This window comes from Pseudomonas entomophila, assembly GCF_018417595.1.
Lineage (GTDB): Bacteria > Pseudomonadota > Gammaproteobacteria > Pseudomonadales > Pseudomonadaceae > Aquipseudomonas > Aquipseudomonas entomophila_C.
Genome location: NZ_CP070982.1, coordinates 2899485 through 2923171, shown reverse-complemented (window position 1 = coordinate 2923171; position 23687 = coordinate 2899485). Strand labels below are relative to the sequence as shown.

General features: G+C 68.6%; 4 protein-coding genes and 1 pseudogene. All 5 read right to left on the bottom strand.

Translation table 11 applies throughout. The features are described 5' to 3' along the window. Window positions 1–3: 3 nt before the first annotated feature. Window positions 4–864: pseudogene (locus JYG34_RS12955) on the bottom strand (TauD/TfdA dioxygenase family protein); the annotation flags it as partial. Then, complete coding sequence (locus JYG34_RS12950; protein WP_249746275.1) at window positions 846–1529, bottom strand: hypothetical protein; 684 nt, start codon at window positions 1527–1529, stop codon at window positions 846–848. The pseudogene JYG34_RS12955 and the gene JYG34_RS12950, both read right to left, overlap by 19 nt. Further along, window positions 1519–10554, bottom strand: coding sequence for a non-ribosomal peptide synthetase (locus JYG34_RS12945; protein WP_249746274.1), 9036 nt, complete (start codon window positions 10552–10554; stop codon window positions 1519–1521). Before JYG34_RS12945 ends, JYG34_RS12950 begins: the two co-directional genes overlap by 11 nt. Continuing rightward, window positions 10554–14669 carry a non-ribosomal peptide synthetase gene (locus JYG34_RS12940; RefSeq protein WP_213661037.1) on the bottom strand — a complete coding sequence of 1372 codons (4116 nt, stop codon included), beginning with the start codon at window positions 14667–14669 and terminating at the stop codon, window positions 10554–10556. The genes JYG34_RS12945 and JYG34_RS12940 overlap by 1 nt, the downstream gene beginning before the upstream one ends. Further along, complete coding sequence (locus tag JYG34_RS12935) at window positions 14666–23638, bottom strand: non-ribosomal peptide synthetase (protein ID WP_213661036.1); 8973 nt, start codon at window positions 23636–23638, stop codon at window positions 14666–14668. The genes JYG34_RS12940 and JYG34_RS12935 overlap by 4 nt, the downstream gene beginning before the upstream one ends. Between the last annotated feature and the right edge of the window lie 49 nt (window positions 23639–23687).

The window sequence follows — 23687 nt, the reverse complement described above, 5'->3', positions numbered from 1 at the left end:
TACAGGCCGGCTACCCAGGATCGTCACCCGCTCGCCATACCGCGAATGCGGAAAATAATCCCACACCGCATGGTGCTGGGTACACCGGTTGTCCCAGAACACCAGGGTGCCCGGCGCCCAGCGCACCCGGCAGCTCAACACCGGTTCACGCGCCACCAGGTCGAACAACATCTTCAACAGCACCTGACTCTCGCCAACCGACAACTGCACGATATGCGAGGTGAAACCCGAATTGACGAACAACGACGGCCGCCCGGTCTCTGGATGGCGCACCACCACCGGGTGCTCGGTCTTGGGCAGGCCGGGTGGCGGTGTGTACCCCTTCCACGGGATTTCGCCATCGTGGATGGCCGTCAACGTCCCCAGGAACGCCTGCATCGCCGGCGACAGCATCTCCAGCGCCAGGTGCATGTTGGCGAACAAGGTGTCACCGCCTGTGCCAATGGCCGGGGTTTCCTTCACGTACAGCATCGACCCCATGGACGGCTCCAGGTCGGCGGTGCCGTCGGTGTGCCAGGTCTCCCCGGCGACGAATCGCGACTGGGCGTTGGCACGGATCACCACCAGCTCTGGATCGTCACCGTCGATGTCATCCAGCGGCAAGGCCCGCAGTTCACCGAACAAACGCCCGAATGCCTTGTGCTGCTCTACGCTCAATTGCTGGTCGCGGAACACCAGCACATGGTTCTCCAGAAATGCCCGGCGAATCTGCGCCAATTGCTCCGCTGACAAGGGGCGCGACAGATCCACCCCGCCGATCTCGGCGCCAATCACCGGCGTGAGCCGGTCCACGCTGATGCTGTGATACGGTGCGCGCTGGGCGCCGGCAATGCGCTCGATGGCCTTCAGTGCCTGTTGGTCCATGCTGTCCTCCCTGATTGATGTTGATCGTGTTGGCTTGCCAGGTGTTGCAGCCCGGCCGCCAATTGCTCGCGTACCACTGCTCGCTGCTGCGTAGAGGTCGCGCAGGCCCAGATGCAAACCCTCGCCAAGGCGCCGACGACGCTGGCACAGGCCTGTTCGTCCTCGCTGGCGTAGGCGCGGGCGGCGAGCGCGCTGCTGGCCGCCGCGTTGGCCGTGGCGAACGCCTGGGCGTTGGCATCGGTACTCAGTTGCGCGTAATACCGGGCGAACGCGTCGGCATCACCGAACTGCCCGGCAATCATCGCCTGGTTGGCCGGTGCCAGGCCGTAGTCCAGGGCGCTGTCATAGGCCTGGGCATAGGCTGCCTCGAAGGCGTAGGCCCGGCGAAACACCTGCAATAGCACCGGGCCGAGTGCCGTCCGCCATTCACCAGCCCGCCCGCACAGGCCCAGGCTCGCGCGTTGATGCAGGCGTTGCAGCGTGGTCACGGCCTGGCCATGTTCGGGGAGCGCCTCGGCGAGCAACGGCAGCACCACCTCGGCTTGCCAGCAGTGCAACAGCCGCCAATGTGCCTGGCAGTCAGACTGCTGGGGCAAGGGGCCGGACTCCAGCACCCGCAGCAGAGGGCCCAGCCACGCGGGCACCTTTGCAGGCTCACATGCCATGGACACCCTCCTCCTGCGCGCGCAGGTCGCTATTGATCGCCTCGGCTATCTGGCGGGCCCAGGGGCCAGCGACGATGCCATAGTGGTCGGTATCCAGCGCCGCCCAGTTGCGCAGGCCCGGCAGCAACGCCCGCCAGGCCTGGCGCAGGTCCTGGGCCTGCCAGCCACTGCCGATGCCGTAGGGGTTGGGCTGGGTGGCGATGAACAGCTGCCCGGTCGTCTCGGCCAGCACGCCAGGTACATGCCCGAGCATGCTCGCCAGGTTGTTGCGACAGCAGGTCACCAGGCGCTCCAGGTAACGCGCGCCGTCCGTCTCGCCATTGCGCAAGGCGAACTCCCGTTCGAACACGCGCTGGATCTGCCCCTCGTCGATCGCTTTCAACTCGGTCCCGGCGTCGGGCGCAGGTGGGTCGATCAGGTACAGCGTCGGCAGCTCGAACCCGGTATCGCGGGCCAAGACGCACATGGCCTGGGCCACCCAGGCACCGAAGGACCAGCCGACCAGCCGCCAGCTCGCGCCATCGGGCAGTTCGGCCTGTATCGCTTCCAGGTACAACGCGGCGCGCGCTTCCAGGGAGATATTGCACAGTTCGGGCTGACGCAGCACCGGGTCGGCGATCACCCGCACCTCGAGGTCCGGGTGCAACGCCGCGGCCAGCTCGCGATAGGCCTGTACATCGCCACCGACCGGGTGGAGCAGGTACAGCCATTGGCGACCGCTACCCTGTTGCCACGGGTCGATCCGCAGCGCCTCGCGCCAAGGGTCGCCAACGCGTTGGGCGCGACCTTGCTCGCTACCCACCAGTGCCAACACCTCGCGCAGGCTGACCGTGGGGCTGAACTGCGACAGCTGCACCACCACGCCCGTGGCGCGCTGCAGTTCGTCGATCAGGTCCAGCAGCGTCAACGAGTCGGCGCCCAGGTCATACAGCGAGGCATCGTCCTTCAGTGCGTCCACACCCAGCCATTGGCACAGGCAGTCGCGCAGGCGTGTGGGCAGGTCGTCCTTCTTCGGCTGCACCTCGACCGGTGCTGCCATGGCGCCATGGCGCACGGGATAGAAGCGCCGTGCCTGCTCCAGTGCCGTGGTCGAGACCAGCAGTTGGGGCAGTTGCGCGGCCAGGGCACGGTCGAACACTTCACAGCCTTCCTGCGTCGACAGCCCGACCTTCAGGTGCTGTTGGTGCGCGGCATCGCTGCCAGTCGCCTGGGTGGCCATGCCGATCTCGCGCCAGATGTCCCAGTTGATGCCAAGGCGCAGGCAGCCCTGGTCATCCGGTGCGCGGTAATGAGTGAAGCCGTCGAGCACGCCGCTGGCGGCGGCGTAGTCCAGATGGCCGGCGCCGCCGAACAGCGCCGACATGGACGAGCAGTACAGCACGAAGCCTGGCGTCATCCGCGCGACCAGCGCCTCGACAGCGAGCATGCCATGGGTCTTGGCGGCCATCGCGGTCGCCATTCGCTCGGCGTCGCGATGGCGGATCAGGCTGCCGGCCCCGATGCCTGCGGCATGGATCACGCCATCGAAGCGCTCGTACCGTTGTGCCAGATGCTCGAGCACCTGCGGCCAGCGCACCAGGTCGGCGAGGTCTGCCTGCAGCCACTCGACCCGCTCGCGGTCCACCTGCCACTGCGCAGGCCAAGTCGCCGAACGCGACAGCAGCACCACGCGCCGCCCAGGCGCTCGCAGCAGGTGCTGGCACAGGGTGCGCGCGATACCACCGCCGCCGAGGATCAGGAAGGTACCGTTGTCTGGCAAGGTGTTCGGTGCCGCCAACGGCAGTGGGCTTGGCACCAGCCGCGGTTGCCACAGGTAGCCGTCGCGCAGGGCCATGCGCCGGGGCAAGGCATCGGGCTCGGCCAACAGCGTGGCGACTGGCGTGGCGTGTTCCAGCAGAGATGGGCTTGGGCAATCCAGCCAGTGGCAGCGCACCGGGTACTCCTGGGGCACCACCTCGGTCACACCACTCAGTGCCGCCAGTTCCGGCCGCCTCACCTCGCCGTGGACCGGGCAGGCCTGCCATGACAGCAGCCACAAGCGCAGGCTGGCATCGCGTGGCGCCTCCTGGCCCCAGGCCTGCAACAGGCTGCTGGGCGTGTCCAGGCAGGCCCAGCGGGCGGTCGCCAGGCTCTGCGCGTCGACCGCGCCGTCCACCGACAGCGGCAAGGCGTGCAGCCAGTCCAGGTCGCCCGGCAGTTCAACGAGCAGGCGCCCCAGTGCCTGGGCATCCAGCACATCGAGCTCGAAGCGGTTCGCGGCAAGCTGGCGATAGCCATCCCCTGCGCGCACGTGCACCACTCGCCGGTAGGCAGACCCCAGCGTGTCGAGCAGCGTGTCGTCGGCCGCCGCATGGCTGCACACCACCAAGGTCTGGCGAGTTGCCGTTTGCGGCACGGTTGCCGCCATGCGTCGCACGCGCTGCCATTGCCGTTGGTGGAACCAGTCGGCCAGCGGTTTGCGCGCGGGCACGCCGAGGCTCTGGAAGCGGTAGGGTTCAAGGTCGAAGGAGGAAGGCGGCAAGTCCCAAGGCGGCGGCGCCGAACGGCGCGCCCACTCGATATGCGCACCGTCGTACCAGGCCTCAAGCAGCGCCTGGGGCAAATGTTCACTGGCCACGAGGCGCACCTGCGATGGCGCGACTTCGCGAATCGCCGACAGGGGTAGATCGTCACCTGCCCGGTAGGGCACCGCAAAACGCCAGCGCGCCTGCCGGCGTCCGGTCTGCAGGTGACGCAGTACTGCAGGTACATGTTCGGGGTTGGCTTGCAGCCACTTCGCCATTGCCGCCACATCGCGCTCCAGCGCCGTGCGGCTGTGGGCTGAAAGCAGCAACAGCGGCGCGACGTCATCACGCGTTTCCAGCACGGCCTGCACCGCGCCGACGATCACATGGGTGTTGGTGCCGCCAATGCCGAAACTGCTGACCCCAGCCATGCGCCGCCGCCCTGAAGGCCAGGGGCACGCCGTGGTCGGGATGTGGAACGGCGAGCGTGCCAGGTCAATTTGAGGGTTGATGCGCGAGAAGCCCAGGTTCGGCGGGATCACTCCGTGGTACACCGCCAGGGTGGCCCGGATCAGCCCGACCACCCCTGCCGCCGCCCCCAGGTGGCCGACCTGGCTCTTGACCGAGGCCAGGGCGCAGTTGCCTGCCGGCGCCTCGCCGAACGCCTGGGTCAGCGCGGCGACTTCGATCGGGTCGCCGAGCAAGGTGCCGGTGCCGTGGGCCTCGACGTAACCGATATCGGCGCCGGTAACCCCGGCCTTGCCCAAGGCCTGGGCGATCACCGCGCCCTGCCCGGCCACCGATGGCGCGGTGTAGCTCATCTTGCCGTGGCCGTCATTGTTCAGCGCCGAACCTTCCACCACGGCGTAGATGCGGTCACCGTCGGCTTGGGCACGGGCCAGGGGCTTGAGCACCACCACACCGTAGCCACTGGCACCGAGCGTGCCGCTGGCGTCCTCGCTGAACGGTCGGCACAGCCCATCGCGGGAGAAGATGTGCTGCGAGCGGTGGCGGTAGCCGTCGCTGAGGGTCGGGTCGATCAGCACGCCGGCCGCCAGCATCACCTCGCTGTCGCCCTGGCGCAGCAGGTTGCAGGCCAGGTGCACGCCGATCAACGAGCTGCCGCAGGCGGCCTGCACGCTCATTGCCGGGCCGGTGAGGTCCAGGTGGTAGGCGGCCTTGGTGGCGAGGAAGTCCTTGTCGTGGTGCAGGGCCAGCTGGAAGCCGTCCGGCAGTTCACCCTCGCCGCATTCGCGCAGCATCTGCTGGAAATAGGTGGTCTCGCCACAGCTGGCCACCAGGCCGATGCGCGGCCCCTGCGCCGAGGGCACGATGGCGGCGTGTTGCAGGGCCTGCACGCAGGCCATCAGCAGGTGGCGTTGCTGCGGGTCCATCAACCGCGCTTCCTGGCGGCTGATGCCGAAGTACTCGGGGTCGAAGTCGAGCATGCCCTGCAACTGGCTGCGGGCGCCGACCAGGCCTTCGCCGGCCGCGAAGTGCTCGATGCCCAGTGCGTTGGCCTGGATCATCGCCCAGAACTCGCCCAGGTCGCGCGCACCGGCCACGTTGACCGCCATGCCGATGATTGCCATCGGCTGATCGCGGGTCTCGCCAGGCTGCTTGCGGCGCATCGGCTCGCCCTCGGTGCGAGCCAGGTGTGCCGCCAGTTGGCGGATGGTCACGTGCTCGAACAGGTCGGCCATGCTCGGCGCATGGGGCAAAACCTGGGTGTAGCGTGCATGCAGGCGCATCAGGCCCAGGCTGGTGGCGCCGGCTTCGAAGAAGGTCTGCTCGGGTTCGATAGCGTGCCCGATCACCTCGCGGAACAGCATGGCCAGCTGGTTTTCCAAAGGATTCAACGTGGCCGCCACCGTATGCTGACGCTCCAATACCTCGCCCTGCCCGGCCAGCGCCTTGCGGTCGACCTTGCCACTGGGGGTACGGGGCCAGGTGTCGAGACGTCGGTACTGATCGATGCGCACATGGCCCGGCAACTGCCGTGCCACCAAGCGGTCGAGGTCCTGTACCGACGGTGCCGTGCCGGACAGTTGCAAGTACGCAGTCAGCCGCGCAGGTTCGCCTTGCACGGTCACCACGGCGTTGGCCACGCCCTCCAGCCCCATCAATGCCGCCTCGACCTGCCCAAGTTCCAGGCGCTGGCCGCTGAGCTTGACCTGCTGGTCGTCACGGCCCACGTAGTGCAGGCAACCCTGGGCATCGACCCAGGCCAGGTCGCCGGTGCGGTAGTACAGGCAGCAGCGGCCGTCGGCCTGTGGCAGTTCGACGAATCGTTCGGTATTGAGCGCCGTATCCCCCAGGTAGCAAGGCGTGACCATTGCGCCAGCCACCAACAGGTAACCTTGAGTGCCCGTGGGTACGGGGTGGTCCTGAGCGTCGACCAGCAGCAACCGGGCGTTGTCGATCGCCCGGCCGATGGGCGCGCGCAGCGGCCAGTCACGCACCTGCGGCGGCAACCGATAGGCGCAGACCACGTGGGTTTCGGTCGGACCGTAATGGTTGAACAGGCTTGCTTCAGGCATGCCGCTGAACCAGGTTCGCAATGCCTCGGTGCACAACAGCTGCTCGCCGGCCGTGACCACCTCGCGCAGGGTCTGGGGGTAATTGCCCTGGGCAACAGCGGCCTGCGCCAGGTGCTGCAAGGCCACGAACGGCAGATACAGCCGCTCGATGCCTGCCTGCTGGATGTAGGCCAGCAGCGCCTGGGCGTCCTGCCGCCAGCGCGGTTCGATCAAGTGGTAGCAACCACCGCCGCACAGGGTGCCGAACAGCTCCTGGAAGGCCACGTCGAAGGACAGCATGGAGAACTGCAAGGTCACCGAGCGGGCCGGCAACTGCCCGGCGTTGCGCTGCCAGTGCAACAGGTTGCACAGGGCGCGCTCGCTGACCTGCACGCCCTTCGGCGTGCCCGTCGAGCCTGAGGTGAACAGGGTGTACAACGGCCGCTCGCCACGGTGCCGGGGCCGTTGCAGGGGCAGCGGCGCGGCCTCCAGGTTGATTCGATGGCGGCCGGCCGTCTCGATGGCCAGGCCATCCAGGGCGGCCTCGGTGGCGCTGCTGAACAACACGCAACGCGGGCATGCCTGGGCCAGCACCTGGCGTTGCACCGCCACCGGGTAGCTCGGGTCCAGCGGCACGGCGGTGACATTGAGCTTGGCCAGGGCCAGCAAGGCGACCACATGCTCCACCGACGGCGCCAGGAACAACACCATGTTCGACGCGCCATCGAGTGCGTGCTGGCTGGACAAGGTCGCGGCCAAGGTATCGGCCAGCGCATCCAGCTCGGCGTAACTCAAGTGCCGCTGGCCGGCCACCAGCGCGGTGGCCTCGGGTGTTTCGTGCACCTGATGCTCGAACCAGTCGGCCACCGTGGCGAACGGCAATGGCAGCGTGGCGCCTTCGCTGGCCGGCGGCAGGCCCAGGCGGTAAGGCGCCACCAGTGCGTCCAGGGACACCTGTGGGTTCTCCAGCAACAAGTCCAGGCCACGGTGCACCAGGGCATCCAGCGCGGCCACCTGCCGGGCATCGAAATGGTTGCACTGGTACTCCCACCAGCACGCCAGCGGCCCGTCGCCGCCGACCACCAGCAGGGTCAGCGGGCACTTGGCCTGGGGTGCCGCGTGCGGCTCCAGGGTGGCCCGTAGCGGAGCATCGGCGAGCCTGGCGTAGTCTGTGTTCTCCAGCACGAAGAGGTAGTCGAACAAGGCCTGGCCAGTGGACAGCCGCAGATCCTCGACCAGGTCGGCCAGGGCCACGTCCTGCAAGGCCAGTACTTCGCGCACGGTGGCGGTCTGTCGGCGCAAGTGCTCGCCGAGTGTGTGTGCGCCACGCAGATCGGTCGGGATCAGTACCGTGTTGGCGAACATCCCCACGCTGGCCTCGAATTCAGCCAGCGGCCGATTGGCCACGGGGCTGGCGATCCGAGGACGATCGCAACCGACCAAGGCGTGCAGGCTCCAGGCGAAGACGCTGAACAGCACGTCGAAGCGGGTCAGCCGCTGCTGGGCGCAGAAGCGCTCGAGCGCAGCGCTGCGCCGCTCACCCAGGGGCTGACGGTACAAACGCCCTTCGTTGCTGGCCGGGCGCATGGCCTGCCGGGCCGGCGTCGCCTCGCCGTGACGAGCGTGCAGTGCTGCCAATATGCGGCGCTGCTCCCGGTAATGCGGGGTGATGCTCCATTGCCGTTGCCACTGGGCGAAGTCCAACGTGTTCAACACCTGCGTCGGGGCGGTGCTTTCATGACCGTGCAGGGCGTCCTGGTACAGACCAGCCAGGTCGTCGAACAGCAGGTTCATCGACCAGCCGTCGGTGACGATATGGTGCAAGTTCAGCAGCAATCGGCAGCTGCCGTCGGCATGTGGCGCCACCCAGGCACGCAGCAGGGTCGGGCTGGCCAGGTCGAACGGCGCATCGAACACCAGGCTGGCGAAGGCCTGCCAATTGTCCTGGTGCAACGCGCCCGGTGCCAGCACCCGGCATACCGCTGCCTGCTCGGTAACCACCTGTTCCGGGCCGTCGACGCCCCCCACGAAGGCGGTGCGCAAGGCCGGATGGCGTGCCACCAGGCGGCGCAGCGCTTCGGCCAGTGCCTGCGGGTTCGCGCCTGCCGCCAGGTGCAGCACCAAGGGCACGTTGTAGGTGGTCGAGCCGGGTGCGCGCTGCTGCTCAAGCCACAGGCGGCGCTGCTCGGCACTGGCCGGCCCACGCCGTGCGCCCGACGGCGCCGGAGCCGGCGGATAGCCCGTGCTTGCGCCCTGCCCCTGCTCAAGACGCTCGGCCAGCGCCGCGAACGGCTCAGCGAGCAGTGTCGCGATGCTGATCTCCTGCTCCCAGCGGCCACGAATGGCCGAACGCAGGCGCATGGCTTTCAGCGAATCGCCACCGCTGCCCAACCAGTCGTCCTGGCTACCGATCGCAGGTTGCCCAAGCAGCGCACGCGCTTGCACCAGCAGCCAGGTCAAGGCTGGCGAGTGCTCGCCCTGCTCGATTGCCGGCCGCCAGGGCGTGGTGGCCTGGGCAAGCAAACTGCCCTGGTCGATCTTGCCGTTGGCCGTCAGCGGCAGGCGTGGCACCTGGAACAGATGGTGCGGGCGCATCCAGGGCGCCAGGCGGGCGCGCAGGTAGGCGTCGAACTCGCGATAGTCCAGCTCTTCGCGCGGCACGACGAAGGCCAGCAACTGGTGGTCCTCGGCAGCTTGCCTGCGGCTGCAGACATAGGCTTGGGCCACCTGGGAGTGTTCGAGCAGGCACTGCTCCACCTCGCCCGGCTCGATACGAAAGCCACGCACCTTGACCTGTCGGTCGACGCGCCCCAGGCATTCCACCTGCCCTTCGGGGTTGACCCGGACCAGATCTCCAGTGCGGTAATGCACCTCTGCACCACCCTCCAGCGCAGGCAGGCGCACGAAACACCGGACAGTCTCATCGGGGCGGTTGCGATAACCACGGGCCACCCCGCTGCCGCTGAGGTACAGCTCGCCAAGCTCGCCTGGCGCCACCGGCTGCTGCTGTGCGTCGAGCACGCGCATGCCGGTGTCCGGCAAGGGCTGGCCAATGGGCACGGTATCAGCGGCGAAGTCCCGCGGGATGGGGTGGCACAGGGCGAATGTGGTGCATTCGGTGGGGCCGTAGACATTGAACAGGCGGCAGGCGCTGCCTGGGTTGGCCTGGTACCAGGCCCGCACCGCCACCGGGCTGACCTGTTCGCCGCCGGTCAGTACCTGGCGCAGGCTGGCGAAGCAGGCCGGGTATTGCGCATTCAGGGTGTTGAACAGCGACACGGTGATGAACAGGGTGTCGACCCGCTGCGTTTCCAGTACCTGCGCCAGGCGCCGGGCATCGAGCAGGTCGTCGTCGGCGACCATCACGCAACAGCCGCCATTGAGCAAGGGCGCCCACAGCTCGAAGCTGCAGGCATCGAAGGCCGGGTTCGACAGGCAGGCAAAACGGTCGCCCTGCTGGATGTCGATGTAGCTGCCGGCCTGCACCAAGCGCAGCAGACCACGCTCGCCGACTTCCACGCCCTTGGGCACGCCGGTGGTACCGGAGGTGTAGAACAGGCACATGACCTCGGCGAAGGTGCCAGGTAAAGGTTGGGCGGGTACGTCCGGGTGGTCCAGCAACGCCTCGACGCTGGCCTCCCACGGACCGGGCAATCCCTGTGGCGCGTCCGCAAGGCTCAGCACCCCCACACAGCCGGCATCGGCGAGCATCAGCGCGCGGCGCTCGGCGGGGCTGGCCCGGTCCAGCGGCATCACCACGGCCCCGGCCTTGAGCGCCCCGAGCAGCGCCGCGGCCCACTGCCAGCTGCGGGGCAGGTACAGCGCCAACGCCTGGCCCGGCAACAGCCCCTGCGCTTTCAGGCCACGCGCGATGCGCTCACTGGCGCTGGCCAGCTCGGCGTAGCTGAGGCGTACCTGCTGGTCGATCACCGCCAGGGCCTGCGGGTCTCGCCGCACCTGGGCGGCAAAGCGTGCGAGCACGGTTTCCTGGAGCACGCTCATCATTTCCCCTCCTGGGCATCGAAACGTCGCAGTTCGCGCTGGATCGTCCGTGAAACGCGGTGGATTTCGGCGCTTTCCAGCATGTCCCAGTGGCCGCCCTGCACCAGCGTGGCCAGGTAGCCATCCCCGGCACGACGGCGCCAGAATCCGCGCAGCGCGCGCAATTGGCCGCGTGCCAGGTCTTCCCGGGCCTGCACCAGCACCACCCGGCCGCCTCCTGGTGGGCAGGCATAGGCCGCCATGGCCAGACGGTTGTGGTTGTACAGGTGGTAGTAGCGTTCGACCTGGGCATCCTCGATACCGGGGTACATGCCGTTGAAGCGCACCAGTTTGTCGCGGAACTCCGCCATGTCGACGGTGCTGATCTGCGCACGGAAGGCCGGGTCGTCCGAGCCCTGGGTGTCGAGCAGCACCACGCTGACCTGCCCGCGCCCGGCCGCCCGCAGGCGCCGGGCCATCTCGTAGGCCACCAGGCCGCCGAACGACAGCCCGGTGAGCACCAGTGGCCGCTCCAGCAGCGGCTCGACCAGCCGCAGGTAGGCCTCGGCCATCGCCTCGACCGTGGGCTCGGTGGCCTCCCCCGGGTTGAGCCCCGGCGACTGCACGCCGTACACGCCGACTGCCTCGGGCAGCACCTTGGCCAGCGACAGGTAGCAGAACGCAGTACCGCCAGCCGGGTGGATGCACACCACGTTGCGCTGGCCGTCCCCTGATCGGAAGGTAATCAGGTTGCTGTTCTCCTGGTGAGGGTTGGCCCCTGCCCGCAGCCAGCCGCCCAGCGCTTCGATGGTCGGGTGGCCCAGCACTACCCGCGCCGGCACTTCGACAGCAAAGGCCTGGCCGATCTGGTAGGCCATCTTGATCGCGGCGATGGACGTGCCGCCCACGGCGAAGAAGTTGTCGCGGATGCCAATGTGCGGGGCCAGCAGCAGGCTTTTCCAGATCTGGTAGAGGGTCAGCTCGATATGATCGCGCGGGCTGCTCAGGTTGACCTGGCGCACCGCCAGGTCGTGGTCGGCGCGCTCGGCCAGCGCCTGGCGGTCGACCTTGCCATTGGCGGTCAGCGGCAGGCTGTCGAGCCACAGGTAGGCATTGGGCAACACAGCGCTGGGCAGGGTTTCGGCCAGGTGCGCGCGCACCGCCTGCTCGTCCGGCGCCTGGATTACCACGCAGCAGGCCACCAGCCGTTGATGCTGGGCCTCTTCGCCGAGCATCAACACCACGCTGGCAGCAATGCCGGGGAAGGCCTGCAGCCGCGCCTCGATTTCGCTCAGTTCCAGGCGCACGCCGCGCAGCTTGACCTGGAAGTCGTTGCGCCCGAGGAACTCCAGTTGCCCGTCGGCACGGTAGCGCGCCAGGTCGCCGCTGCGGTACAGCCGATCACCAGGTACGAACGGGCTGTCGATGAAGCGCTCGGCACTCAGCGCCGGCAGGCCCAGGTAGCCGCGGGCGACGCCCACGCCACCGATGTGCAGGTGGCCGCTGACACCGGCCGGCACCGGGGCATCGAAGTCGTCAAGCACATGGAAACGGTTGTTGGCGATCGGTCGGCCGATCGGCAGGCGCAGCGCGGGTACCTCGTCGCCCGGCGCCAGGGTCCAGATACTGTTGATGACCGTGGTTTCGGTGGGGCCGTAGACGTTGTGCAACCGCGCATGGGGCAGGCGTGCCTGGAACAGCCGCGCCAGGGCCGGCGACAGCTCGCCACCCCCGCAGAATACGTCCTTGAGGCTGTGGCAGCGGCTGACCGCCTCCGTCTCCAGGAACAGTTGCAGCATCGCTGGCACGAAGACCATTGCCGTGACCTGCTGCTCGCGCACCAGGTTCGCCAGGTAGCCCGGCTCGAAATGCCCACCGGGCCGGGCGATGACCAGCCGCCCGCCCGTAGCCAGTGGCCAGAAGGTCTCCCAAGCCGAGGCATCGAAGCCGAACGGGATCTTGTGCAGCATCGCTCCAGCCTCGCCGCAGACACCGAGGCACCACAACAGCAGGTTACCCAGGCCACGGTGCGCGACCATCACGCCCTTGGGCAGGCCGGTGGTGCCGGAGGTGTAGATCACATAGGCCAGGTGCTCGGGCGTCACGCCCACCTCATGGGGGGCCAGGTTGTCACTGGCCAGGCGCCCCCAACTGGCCGCATCGACCTGCAAGTCGAGCATCGGTGCTTCCCAGCCCACGCTTTGCATGGCTTGGCGGACGATGCCCTGGGCCGAGCCCAAGGTCAGCAGCACGGCGGGCGTGCTGTCACCGAGCATGTGGCCCAGGCGCCCGACCGGGTAGTCCGGGTCCAGCGGCACGTAGGCACCACCGGCCTTGAGTACCGCCAGCAGCGCCACGGGCAGTTCCAGGGAGCGCTGCACGCAGACGGCCACGCGCACGTCCGGGCCGACGCCCAGGGTGCGTAGGTGACGGGCCAGGCGGTTGGCCTGGGCATTGAGTTCGGCGTAGCTGAGCCGCCGATCCTCGAACGTAACGGCACACGCTTGAGGATTGCGCGCGGCTTGCGCTTCGACCAGGCGGTGCACACAGTCAATGGGGGCCTGCAAAGCGGGAGACCGGTTCCAGGCATGCACCACCTGCTCGCGCTCGTGCTCGTCCATCAGCGACAAATCACGCAGCGGCCGCTTGGGCTCGACGGCCACCTGGGCGAGCAGATGGCGGTAGTGATGGCTCAGGCGTTCGATGGTCGCGCGGTCGAACAGGTCGGTGTTGTACTCGACCAGCAGGTGCAACGCACCGTCGCGCTCGACCCACTCGAACGCCAGGTCGAACTTGGCGGTGGCGCTGCCGGTGCCATGGGGCGACAGCGTCAGGCCCGGCATGGCGACTGCGGCGCCCGGGGTGTTCTGCAACACCATCATCACCTGGAACAGCGGCGAATGGCCGGGGTCACGAGGCGGGTTCAGCGCCTCGACCACGCGGTCGAACGGAACGTCGTGGTGCCCGTGGACCTCCAGCATGTTTGCGCGGACTTCACGCAGCAATTCGGCGAACGTCTGCGCCGGGTCGAGCCGCTGACGGATCACCAGGGTGTTGATGAAGTGACCGATCAACGGCTCCAGCTCTGCCCTGCCGCGGTTGGCGAATGGCGTGCCCACGCACAGGTCGCGCTGGCCACTGTAGCGCCACAGCAGCACGTCCAGGGCGGCGAGCAGCACATTGAACAAGGTGCCCTGGGTGTGCCGGGCCAGTGCATTGAGCTCGGCCAGGGTCGCAGTATCCACCGTCGAACTGAACGTGGCGCCGACAAAGCGCTGCACTGGCGGACGCGGGCGGTCGCCAGGCAGGTCCAGCAGGGGTGGCGCCTCGGCCAGGGCATGCCGCCAGTAGTCGAGCTGGCCCTGCAACGTCTGCTCGTCCAGGTGCTGCCGTTGCCAGCAGGCATAGTCGGCGTACTGCACTGGCAGCGGCGCAAGGCTTGGGGCCCGGCCGCCCAGCAGGTCGCCATAGAGGGTGGCGACTTCGTGCAGGATCACGCCCATCGACCAGCCATCGGCGACGATATGGTGCACGCTGTACAGCCACACATGCTCATCATCGGCCAGACGCACCAGCATCGCCCGCAGCAACGGACCATTCACCAGGTCGAACGGTGCGCGGGCGTCGGCTTCGACCGCCTCGCCCAGACGCGCCTGGCGCGCGGTCTCGGGCAGGTCGCGCAAATCCAGCAGGGCCAGGGGCAACGGGCTGCTCGCGTGCACCACCTGGCACGGCTCGCCGTCGGCGCTGACGAAGGTGGTGCGCAGCATGGCATGGCGTTCAACCAGCAGATTGAGCGCCCGCTCCAGCATGACCACGTCCAACTGCCCCTTGAGCGTCAGCGCCGAAGGCACGTTGTAGAACGGATTGCCCGGCTCCAGCTGGTCGAGGAACCACAACTGGCGCTGCGAGAACGACAAAGGGCAACTGGCCTGCTCATCCGCGCGGCGCGGGATCGGCGCGCTGTCGTCAGGCCGGACGAGCAAGGCGATCAGCGCCTGCTTGTGGGTCTTGAGAGCCTGCATCAGGGCCTCGTCGAGAAAGCCCTTGGGCGCCTTGCAGCGCAGCTTGTCGCCGTCCACCTCGAGGGCCACGCCATGGCGATCGAAGAACGCCAGCAGTTGATGGGCGTTCATACTTCGAATTCCTCCATGTCAGTGTCGTCCTGCGCCGCGATGGCCAGCGCTTCCGGCTGTGTGCGAGGCGGCGCATCTCCCCCACGCAACCCGCCGACCATCGAGTAGACCAGCGTATGGCTCGCCCCCAGGTCGAACAGCGAGACAAGCTTCTGTGACTCCACCGAACCGACGCCGCACAGGCCCAGCCCTTGGTCAGCGGCGGCCATGGTCAGCAACTGTGCCATCGCCCCCGCCTCGATCAGGCAGAAGTCGTGGCTCCCCTCGCCGTACAACGGACGGATCGCCGCCAGGTCGGCGACGAAGAACAGCGCGAACGCCGCGCCTTCGTATACCGGTCGATTGACGAAGTAGTCGTAGGTGTCCGGGTCGAGCACGCCCTCGCCCACGGCCACCAGGCGATGCCCCACCGGGTCGTGGTAGTAGGCGCCGCCCGGCACACCGAGCACCCGGCCGGGCTTGATGTAGAGGTAGGTCTGCAGCGGGTAGGCGCCACCCGCGGACGGGAACAGGTACTTCGCCTCGCCGTCCAGCTGCCCCTGGGCCAGCACCGCCAGGAGCTCGGCGAACGCCTGCGCGGCAATGGGTTGCTCCCGATACTGGCGCACCGAACGGTAGTCACGGTAGCGCTGGGCGAAGGACGGATCGACCGGCCGCGCCAGGGCCACCTGCGGCGTGTCGTAGGCAAAGCGGCGTCTTGCGCGCTGCTCGGCCTTGAAAGCCGCGCGCTGCTGCGGGTCTTCCAGCACCTCATCGACGCTTGTGCTCGGCGTTTCCTGGCGTGGCGCACGCTGGCGATACAGCGCGAGCAGGTTGAGCAGGGTCGGCTGCGCCAGCAGGTGCGCCACGTGGGGGCGGAAGCGCAGTTCACTCGACAGCGCGTTGCTGATGCGCACGATATCGATGGACGTGGCGCCAAGGCTCAGCAGGTTGGCATCGGCGGCAATGCTTGGCTGGCCCAGCACCTGCTGGACGATCGCCACCAGCCGCTGCTCCAGCGGCCCTTCAACCTCCAGTTGCAGACCACCGGCTTGCACCTGATCGGGCGCGGGCAGCCGGCTCTTGTCGACCTTGCCATTGGCCGACAGCGGCCAGGCCTCCACGAAAGTGAACGACGACGGCACCATGTACCCCGGCAGCTTGTCGGCGAGGTAACTGGCGAAGTCGCCGGCCTGCAGCGCCGGGTCGGCCTTGAGCACGTAGCCGGCCAGGCGCTTCTGCGCCTGGGCCTCGCCGAGGATGCGCACCACCGCGCTGTGCACGCCCGGGTGACGGTTGAGCGCCGCCTCGATCTCACCCAGCTCGATGCGGTAGCCCTGGACCTTGACCTGGTTGTCGTCGCGGCCAAGGAACTCGATGTTGCCATCCGGCAGCCGGCGCCCCAGGTCGCCGGTGCGGTAAAGGCGCTCGCCGGTCAGCGGGTGGTCGAAGAAGCTCCGGGCGCTCAACGTCTCGTCGCGCCAGTAGCCCTTGGCCAGGCCGATACCGCCGATGTAAAGGTGGCCGGTGACCCAGGTCGGGCGCACTTGCAGCGCGTCGTCCAGCACATGGAACTGCTGGTGAGCCAGCGCCTGGCCATAGGGGATGCTGCGCCAGGTCGGGTCGACCTGGGTGATCGGGTAGCCGATCGACCAGATCGACGCCTCGGTGGCCCCGCCCAGGCTCATCAGTTGCAGCCCTGGGCGCAGTGCCCAGGCGCGCTCGGGCAACGCCAGCGGGATCCAGTCGCCGGAGAGCATGGCCAGGCGCAGGGTCGCCGGCAGCGCCCTGCCCTCGCCCTCCAGGTACTCGACCAGCATGCCCAGCAGTGCCGGCACCGAGTTCCACAGGCTGACCTGATGGCGCTCGATCAACGCGGCCCAGTGCGCCGGGTCCAGGCTCAGCTGCGGCTCGAGCATGACGACCGCGGCGCCCGCCGCCAGGGTGCCGAAGAAGTCGTACACCGACAGGTCGAAGCTCAGCGACGAGATCGCCAGCACTCGGTCTTGCGGGCCCACGGCAAAGCGGCGGTTGATGTCGAGCAAGGTGTTGACCGCGCCCTGGTGGTCGATCACCACGCCCTTGGGCGTGCCGGTGGAGCCGGAGGTGTAGATCACATAGGCCAGGTCATCGGGCCGCACCGGCACTTCACGCAGCGCTTCGACCTGGCTGCCGGGCTGGTCGGTGACCGCCAGGGCGGTGACCTGCGCCGGCCACGCCAGCAGTGCCAACAGGCACGGCTGGGTCAGCGCCAGGGTGGCCTCGGCGCGTTCGAGAATGTGCTGCAGGCGCGCGCTGGGCAGGTTCGGGTCGATGGGCAGGTAGGCGCCGCCGGCGTAGAGGATCGCCAGCGTCGCCACCACCTGTTCCCAGCCGCGCTCCATCACCACCGCGACCAGCTGGTTGGGCTGCACACCAAGGGCCTGCAACTGAGCGGCCAACTGCCGAGCTTCCTGGCGCAACTGACCGAAGCTCAGTTCCCGGGCCCCCAGCACCGCGACGGCCTGTGGCGTGGCCAGGGCCTGGCGCTCGAACAGCTCGTGCATGAGCGGCAGGTCGCGTGGCGCCGGCGGTGCTTGCGGCAAACGTGCCTGCGGCAGCAACTGCGGCGTGCTGGCAGCCCAGGCCTCAGGTACCAGCAGTTGGTCGAGCAGCGTGTTATAGGCGACGAACATCTGCTCGATCATGCCCTCGGGGAACAGCGCGTCGATGCTGTCCCAGTTGAACAGCAGGCGGCCTTCGAGCTCGAGCAGGGTGTGGTCGAGCCACACGTGCGGGGTCTGGGTGATGCTGTGTTCCAACGTCGCGCCCAGGGCGTCGCCCAGGTTGAACTCGGCAAGCTCAGGCGCCGCTTCCGACAAGGTGCTGTTGAACACGATCGGCATCGCCGTCTGCTGCACGCCACGGGCCTGGGACAGCTCGCGCAGCACGCGCACACCGCTGACCACCGAGTGGTCGATGTCCTGCCACAGGCGCGCCTGCACGGCGCGGGCCTTGTCGGTGAAGCTGGCGTTGCCATCGATGGCCACCTCCAGCAGCACCAGGGAGGTGAAGTCGCCGATGATCGCGTCGACCTGCGGGTGCAGCGGCAGGCGGTTGAACAGCGGCAGGCTCAGGGTGAAGCGCGGCTGGCGGCTCCACAGCGCCAGGACTTCGCTGAACGCGGTCAGCAGCATCACCGACGGGGTGATGCCGAACTGCCGGGCCATGGCCTTGAGCTGGCGCCATTGCGCCGCCGGCATGTCGCGGTCGCGGCGGGTGAAGTGCGGGTTGGCGATGCTTTCCGGCTGGCACACCCGCGGCAGGTCCGGGGCCGGGGCCAGGGTCTCGATGCGCCCGCGCCAGTAGTCCAGGGCACGTTCATAGCGTTGGCCACCGCGCAGCTGGCGCTCGGCGAGCACATAGTCGCGGAAGGTCACGCCGGGTTCAGGCAGTTGCAGATCCGGCGCGGCGTAGTACGCCATCAGCTCGCGGGCGAGGATCTGCGTGCTGGCGGCATCGACCACCAGGGCGTCGAGGCTGATGTGCAGGTGGCTGATGCCGTTGTCCAGCAGCGACACGCTGAAGGCGAACAGCGGCCAGCGGCTGGCGTCGAGCACCTGGTGCGACTGGCGCGCACGGGTGGCCAGCAGGGCGTCCCGGGCCTGCTCGGCGCTCATGCCGCGCAGGTCGCTTCGGGCCAGGTGGTAGGTCGGCACCTGCGCCAGCACCTGCTGGGTGCCGTCGTCCAGGAACACCACGCGCAGCATGTCGTGGCGGCGGATCATGCGGTTCAGCGCGGCCTCGAAGCGGGGGATGTCGAAATCGGGGATGCGCCACTCTTCATAGCCATGGGCGCTGACACCGCCGAGACTGACGCTGGCCTCACGGCCGAACCAGTAGGCCTGCTGGATGTCGGTGAGCGGGAACGGTGCGTGGCGCCCGGCCGGGTCGGCTTGCAGGGCCTGGGCCTGCGGCTCGGCCTGCTCCTCCTCGGTCACCTTCACCAGGGCGGCCAGCTCCATCAGCACCGGCGCCTGGAACAGGCTGCTCAGCGACAACTGCGCACCCAGGCGCTGGTTGATCGCGTAGATCAGGCGCGTGGCCAGCAGCGAATGGCCACCCAGGTCGAAGAAATTGTCGCGGATACCCACCCGCTCGCACTTGAGCACTTCGGCCCAGACCTGCGCCATGCGCCGCTCGCTCTCGTCGCGCGGCGCTTCATAGTCCGCCGCGCCGCCGCGCTCGGGCGCCGGCAGGGCCTGGCGGTCGAGCTTGCCGTTGCGGGTCAGCGGCAGCTGCGCCAGGCTGACCCAGGCAGTGGGCAGCATGTGCTCGGGCAATTGGCGCTGCAAGGCCGCGCGCAGGGTTTGCGCTTCGCCGGCGCCCACCACGTAGGCTACCAGCCGCGGATCGCCGGCAACGTCCTCGCGCAGCAGCACGGCGACATCCTGCACGCCAGGCTGCTGGCGCAACAGGCTGTCGATCTCGCCCAGCTCGATACGGAAACCGCGCAGCTTGACCTGCTGGTCCACGCGCCCCAGGTAATGGACGTTGCCATCGGCTTGCAGCCGGGCCAGGTCGCCACTGCGATACATGCGCGCGCCCGGCTCGGGGCTGAATGGATCGGGCAGGAAGCGCTCGGCGCTCAGCAGGGGCTGGTTGAGGTAGCCTCGGGCCAGGCAGGCGCCGGCGATGTACAGCTCACCGGGTACGCCCACCGGCAGTGGATTGAGATCGCCGTCCAGCACGTAGAGCCGCGCATTGGCGATCGGCTTGCCGATGGGCGGCAGTTCCGGCCAGTGTCCGGCATCGGCGCAATCGAGGCTGAACTGGCTGACCACATGGGTCTCGGTCGGCCCGTACTGGTTGTACAGGCGCGCGCCGCCCAGGGCACGAACGAATGCACGCAGCGCGTCATTGACCTGCAACGCCTCGCCGGCCGTGACGATTTCGCAGCCGCCAGGCGGCATCGGCGCGTCGGGCTCGGTCACGGCGGCCAACTGTTGCAGCACGGCGAACGGCAGGAACGCGCGCCCGACACCCTGGGCCACCAGGGTCGGGCGCAGGGTGGCCAGGTCCTTGCGCCCGGCCTCGCTCATCAGTTGCAAAGTGCCGCCCTGGCACAGGGTGCTGCAGATTTCCTGGAACGACACGTCGAAGTTCAGCGAGGCGAACTGCAGCACACGACGCACCGTGGGCGCCTCGTCCAACTGCCAGGCAATCAGGTTGTCCAGGGCACGACGGCTGTGGGCCACACCCTTGGGGCGGCCGGTCGAACCGGAGGTGTAGAGCACGTAACCAAGGTTCGCGGGGCTCACCGCCACCTGCGGGTCCCTGTCCGGGCAGCCCGCCCAGCGCGCCGCGTCGCTGTCCAGGCACAGCAGGTCGACCGCTGGCGGCAGGCCCGGACGCAGCGAGGCCTGGGTCAGCACCAGGCCAGGGGCGGCGTCGGCGAGCATGAAGGCCAGGCGCTCGGCCGGGTACGCCGGGTCGAACGGCACATAGGCGGCGCCGGCCTTGAGGATGGCCAGCAGGCCGACGACCATGTGTGCCGAGCGCTCCAGGCACAGCCCTACCCGTTGTTCGGGGCCAATGCCCAGGGCGACCAGGTGGTGGGCCAGGCGGTTGGCCGCACGGTTCAGCTCGGCGTAGCTCAGGGCCTGGCCGTCGGCGACCAGCGCCGGGGCATCCGGAATGCGGCGGGCGACGGCCTCCAGGCGCGCCATGCAGCCCGGCTGGCTGGCGGTGTCGCGGGCCGTGCGGTTCCAGGTATCCAGCACCTGCACGCGCTCCCGCGCGTCCAGCAGTTCGAGTGTGGCGATCGACTGCCCGGGAGCGCCGACCATCCCCTCCAGCAGCCGGCACAGGTAGCCGCCAATGCGCTCCACGGTGGCGCGCTCGAACAGCCCGCAGGCGTATTCCAACCCACCGACGATCTGCCCATCGCGTTCGCTCAGCGCCAGTTGCAGGTCGAACTTGGCGACGTGCTGGCTGGCGCGCACAGGCGTGATTTCCAGCCCGGGCAAGGCCAGGGTCTGGCCCTGGTCCTGCTCCCAGGCGAACAGCACCTGGAACAGCGGGCTGTAGGCCAGGCTGCGTGGCGGGTTCAGCAGCTCCACCACCTGCTCGAACGGCAAGTCCTGATGGGCTTGGGCGTGCAACGTCACCTGGCGCGCCTGATGCAGCCATTCGCCCAGCGACGGTGCTCCCGTGCGGGTCATGCGCAGGGCCAGGGTGTTGACGAAGAAGCCGATCAGGCCGTCCAGCGCCGGGTCCGGGCGGTTGGCCGAGGGCACGCCGATCACCACGTCGTCCTGCCCGGACAGGCGCATCAGCAGCAGCGACCAGGCACTCAGCAAGGTCATGAACAGCGTGGTGTCGTGGGTGCCGCACAGGGCTTTCAGGCGCGTGGTCAGGGCCTGGTCCAGCACCAGCGGCACGAAGCCGCCGCGATAGTCCTGCACGGCCGGGCGCGGGTGATCGGTCGCCAGCGTCAGCAGCGCCGGCGCCCCCTCCAACGCCTGGCGCCAGTAACGCCGCTGCGCCTCGAGGCGTTCGCCGCTCAGCCATTGGCGATGCCAGGCGGTGTAGTCCACGTATTGCACTGGCAGCACCGGCAGGTTCGCTTCGTGGCCCAGCAACGCGGCGCGGTACAAGGCCTCCAGATCACGGGTGAACACGCCTACCGACCAACCGTCGGAGATGATGTGGTGCTGGGTCAGCAACAGCACATGCTCATCCTGCGCCAGGCGCACCAGGCAGGCACGCATCAGCGGCCCCTGGGCCAGGTCGAACGGCTTCGCCCCCTCCTCGTCGATCAAGGCTTCAAGACGCGCAGAAGCAGCGGGCAGGCCCTGCAGGTCGACCTGGGTGAACGCCATGCCCTGGTCGGGGGCACCGACACACTGGCGGCCGTCGCCTTCGACACTGACGAAGGTGGTGCGCAGTGCCTCATGACGCGCCACCAGGTGGTCCAGGCTGGCACTCAGCGCCTGCACCTGCAAGGCCCCCCGCAGACGCAGGTTCAGCGGCATGTGGTAGGCGGCGTTGCCCCCCTCCATCTGCGCCAGGAACCAGAGACGCTGCTGGGCGGACGACAACGTTTGCGCGCCGGTTCGTTCGACACTGGTGATCGGCAGGCGCCCTTCATCCTGGCTGGCCTGCAGCCTCAGGGCGAAGTCCATGAGCCGCGGGCTTTCGAACAGTGCCGAGGGCGCCGCTTCCAGGGCCAGGTCCTGGCGCACTTTGGCCAGCACCCGCATGACCAGCAGCGAGTGACCGCCCAGGCTGAAGAAGTGGTCTTCACGACCGATGGGCGTGATCCCCAGCACCTCGCTCCAGATCGCTGCCAGGGTGCTCTCCAGCACGCCTTGCGGGGCCTGGTAGTCGCGTTGCCCGAACGCGCTGGCATCGGGCGCGGGCAGGCCGTTGCGGTCGTACTTGCCATTGGCGGTCAGCGGCAAGGCGGCCAATGGCATGAAGGCGTTCGGTACCATGTAGTCCGGCAGGTGCGTGCGCAACTGCTGGCGCAGCCCGGCCGGGGTCAGCGCGGCCCCCTCGTGCTGGGCATAGTAGGCCACCAGGCATGGCTCGCCCGGCGAGTCCTGGCGCAACTGCACCAGGCTTTCCCGCACCCCGGGGATTTCCGCCAGGCGTGCCTCGATCTCGCCCAGCTCAAGGCGCAAGCCGCGCAGCTTGGCCTGGTGATCGTTGCGCCCGAGGAATTCGAGCTGGCCGTCGGCGCGCAGGCGCGCCAGGTCGCCGGTGCGATACAGGCGCTCACCGGCGACGAAGGGATCATCGACAAAGCGCTCGGCGGTCAGTTGCGGCAGGTTCAAGTAGCCGCGGGCAACGCCGACGCCGCCGAGGTAGAGCTCACCCTCCTCGCTCGCCTCGCCCTGGGCATCGAGCAGATAGACGCGGCAGTTCGCCAGCGGTCGGCCGATGGGCAACGCCCCCTCAGCCACCTCGGCAGGCACCTCGTGGCAGGTGCTGTCGATGCTCGCCTCGGTGACGCCGTACGCCTGCACGACCTGCACTCGCTCGCCGCACAGGCGGCGCAACTGGCGGGCACTGTGGGCGGTCCAGACATCCGAGCCGCACACCACCGTGCGCAGGAACGACAAATCCCGGCCATTGGCCTGGGCCCAGTCCAGCAGCGGGTTGAGCACCGCCGGCACGAAGTCGCCGAAACCCACTTCGGCTTCGCACAGCAATCGGTACAGCGCGGGCGGGTCCATCAGCGTGTCGCGCGGGCACAGCACCAGGGTGCCGCCAAAGCCCAGGGCGCGGATCAGGTCGGCGCTGAACACATCGAACGAGAAGCCGGCCATCTGCAGGTGATTGAGCGGCGCCTGCAACGGGTACAAGCGTGCCCATGCCGTGCTGAGAGCGACCAGGCCACGGTGCTCGACCATCACCCCCTTGGGCGTGCCGGTGGAGCCGGAGGTATAGATCACATAGGCCAGGTGCCGGGGCGTCAGCCCGATGGCCTGTGGGTCCGGATCATGGGCAGGCTGGTCGGCCCAGGCCACGGTGTCGTCGAGGTCGAGCAACACGGGCGCCAGCGACAGGCCGTCCAGTGCGGCCCGTGCCGGGCCATGGCTGATCAGCACCGTCGGCGTGCTGTCGGCGAGCATGTGCGCCAGGCGCGCCCGTGGGTAGCCAGGGTCCAGCGGCACATAGGCGCCACCGGCCTTGAGTACGGCGAGCACAGCCACCAGCATGTCCAGCGAACGTGCCAGGCACAGCCCGACCCGCACATCCGGCCCGACGCCAAGCGCGCGCAGGTGATGGGCCAGGCGGTTGGCCTGGGCGTTGAGTTCGCCATACCCCAGCACTTGCCCGTCGCATCGCGCGGCGATGGCGTCTGGCGCCCGCCGCGCCTGGGCTTCGAACAGGCCGTGTACGCACAGAGAGGTATCGAACGGCTCATCGTGGTGCCAGTTCTCGGGTAATACGGCGGGCTGCGCGCAGGCGTTGGCGCGCGAGGGGGAAGTGTCGAGCATCGAGGCTACCGTCCGTGATTATTGTTCTGGTGATGCGCGCAGGACGACG

Coding starts and splice junctions, on each gene's coding strand:
- JYG34_RS12950 (WP_249746275.1), bottom strand. CDS start 1,529: ATGGCATGTGAGCCTGCAAAGGTGCCCGCGTGGCTGGGCCCTCTGCTG.
- JYG34_RS12945 (WP_249746274.1), bottom strand. CDS start 10,554: ATGAGCGTGCTCCAGGAAACCGTGCTCGCACGCTTTGCCGCCCAGGTG.
- JYG34_RS12940 (WP_213661037.1), bottom strand. CDS start 14,669: ATGAACGCCCATCAACTGCTGGCGTTCTTCGATCGCCATGGCGTGGCC.
- JYG34_RS12935 (WP_213661036.1), bottom strand. CDS start 23,638: ATGCTCGACACTTCCCCCTCGCGCGCCAACGCCTGCGCGCAGCCCGCC.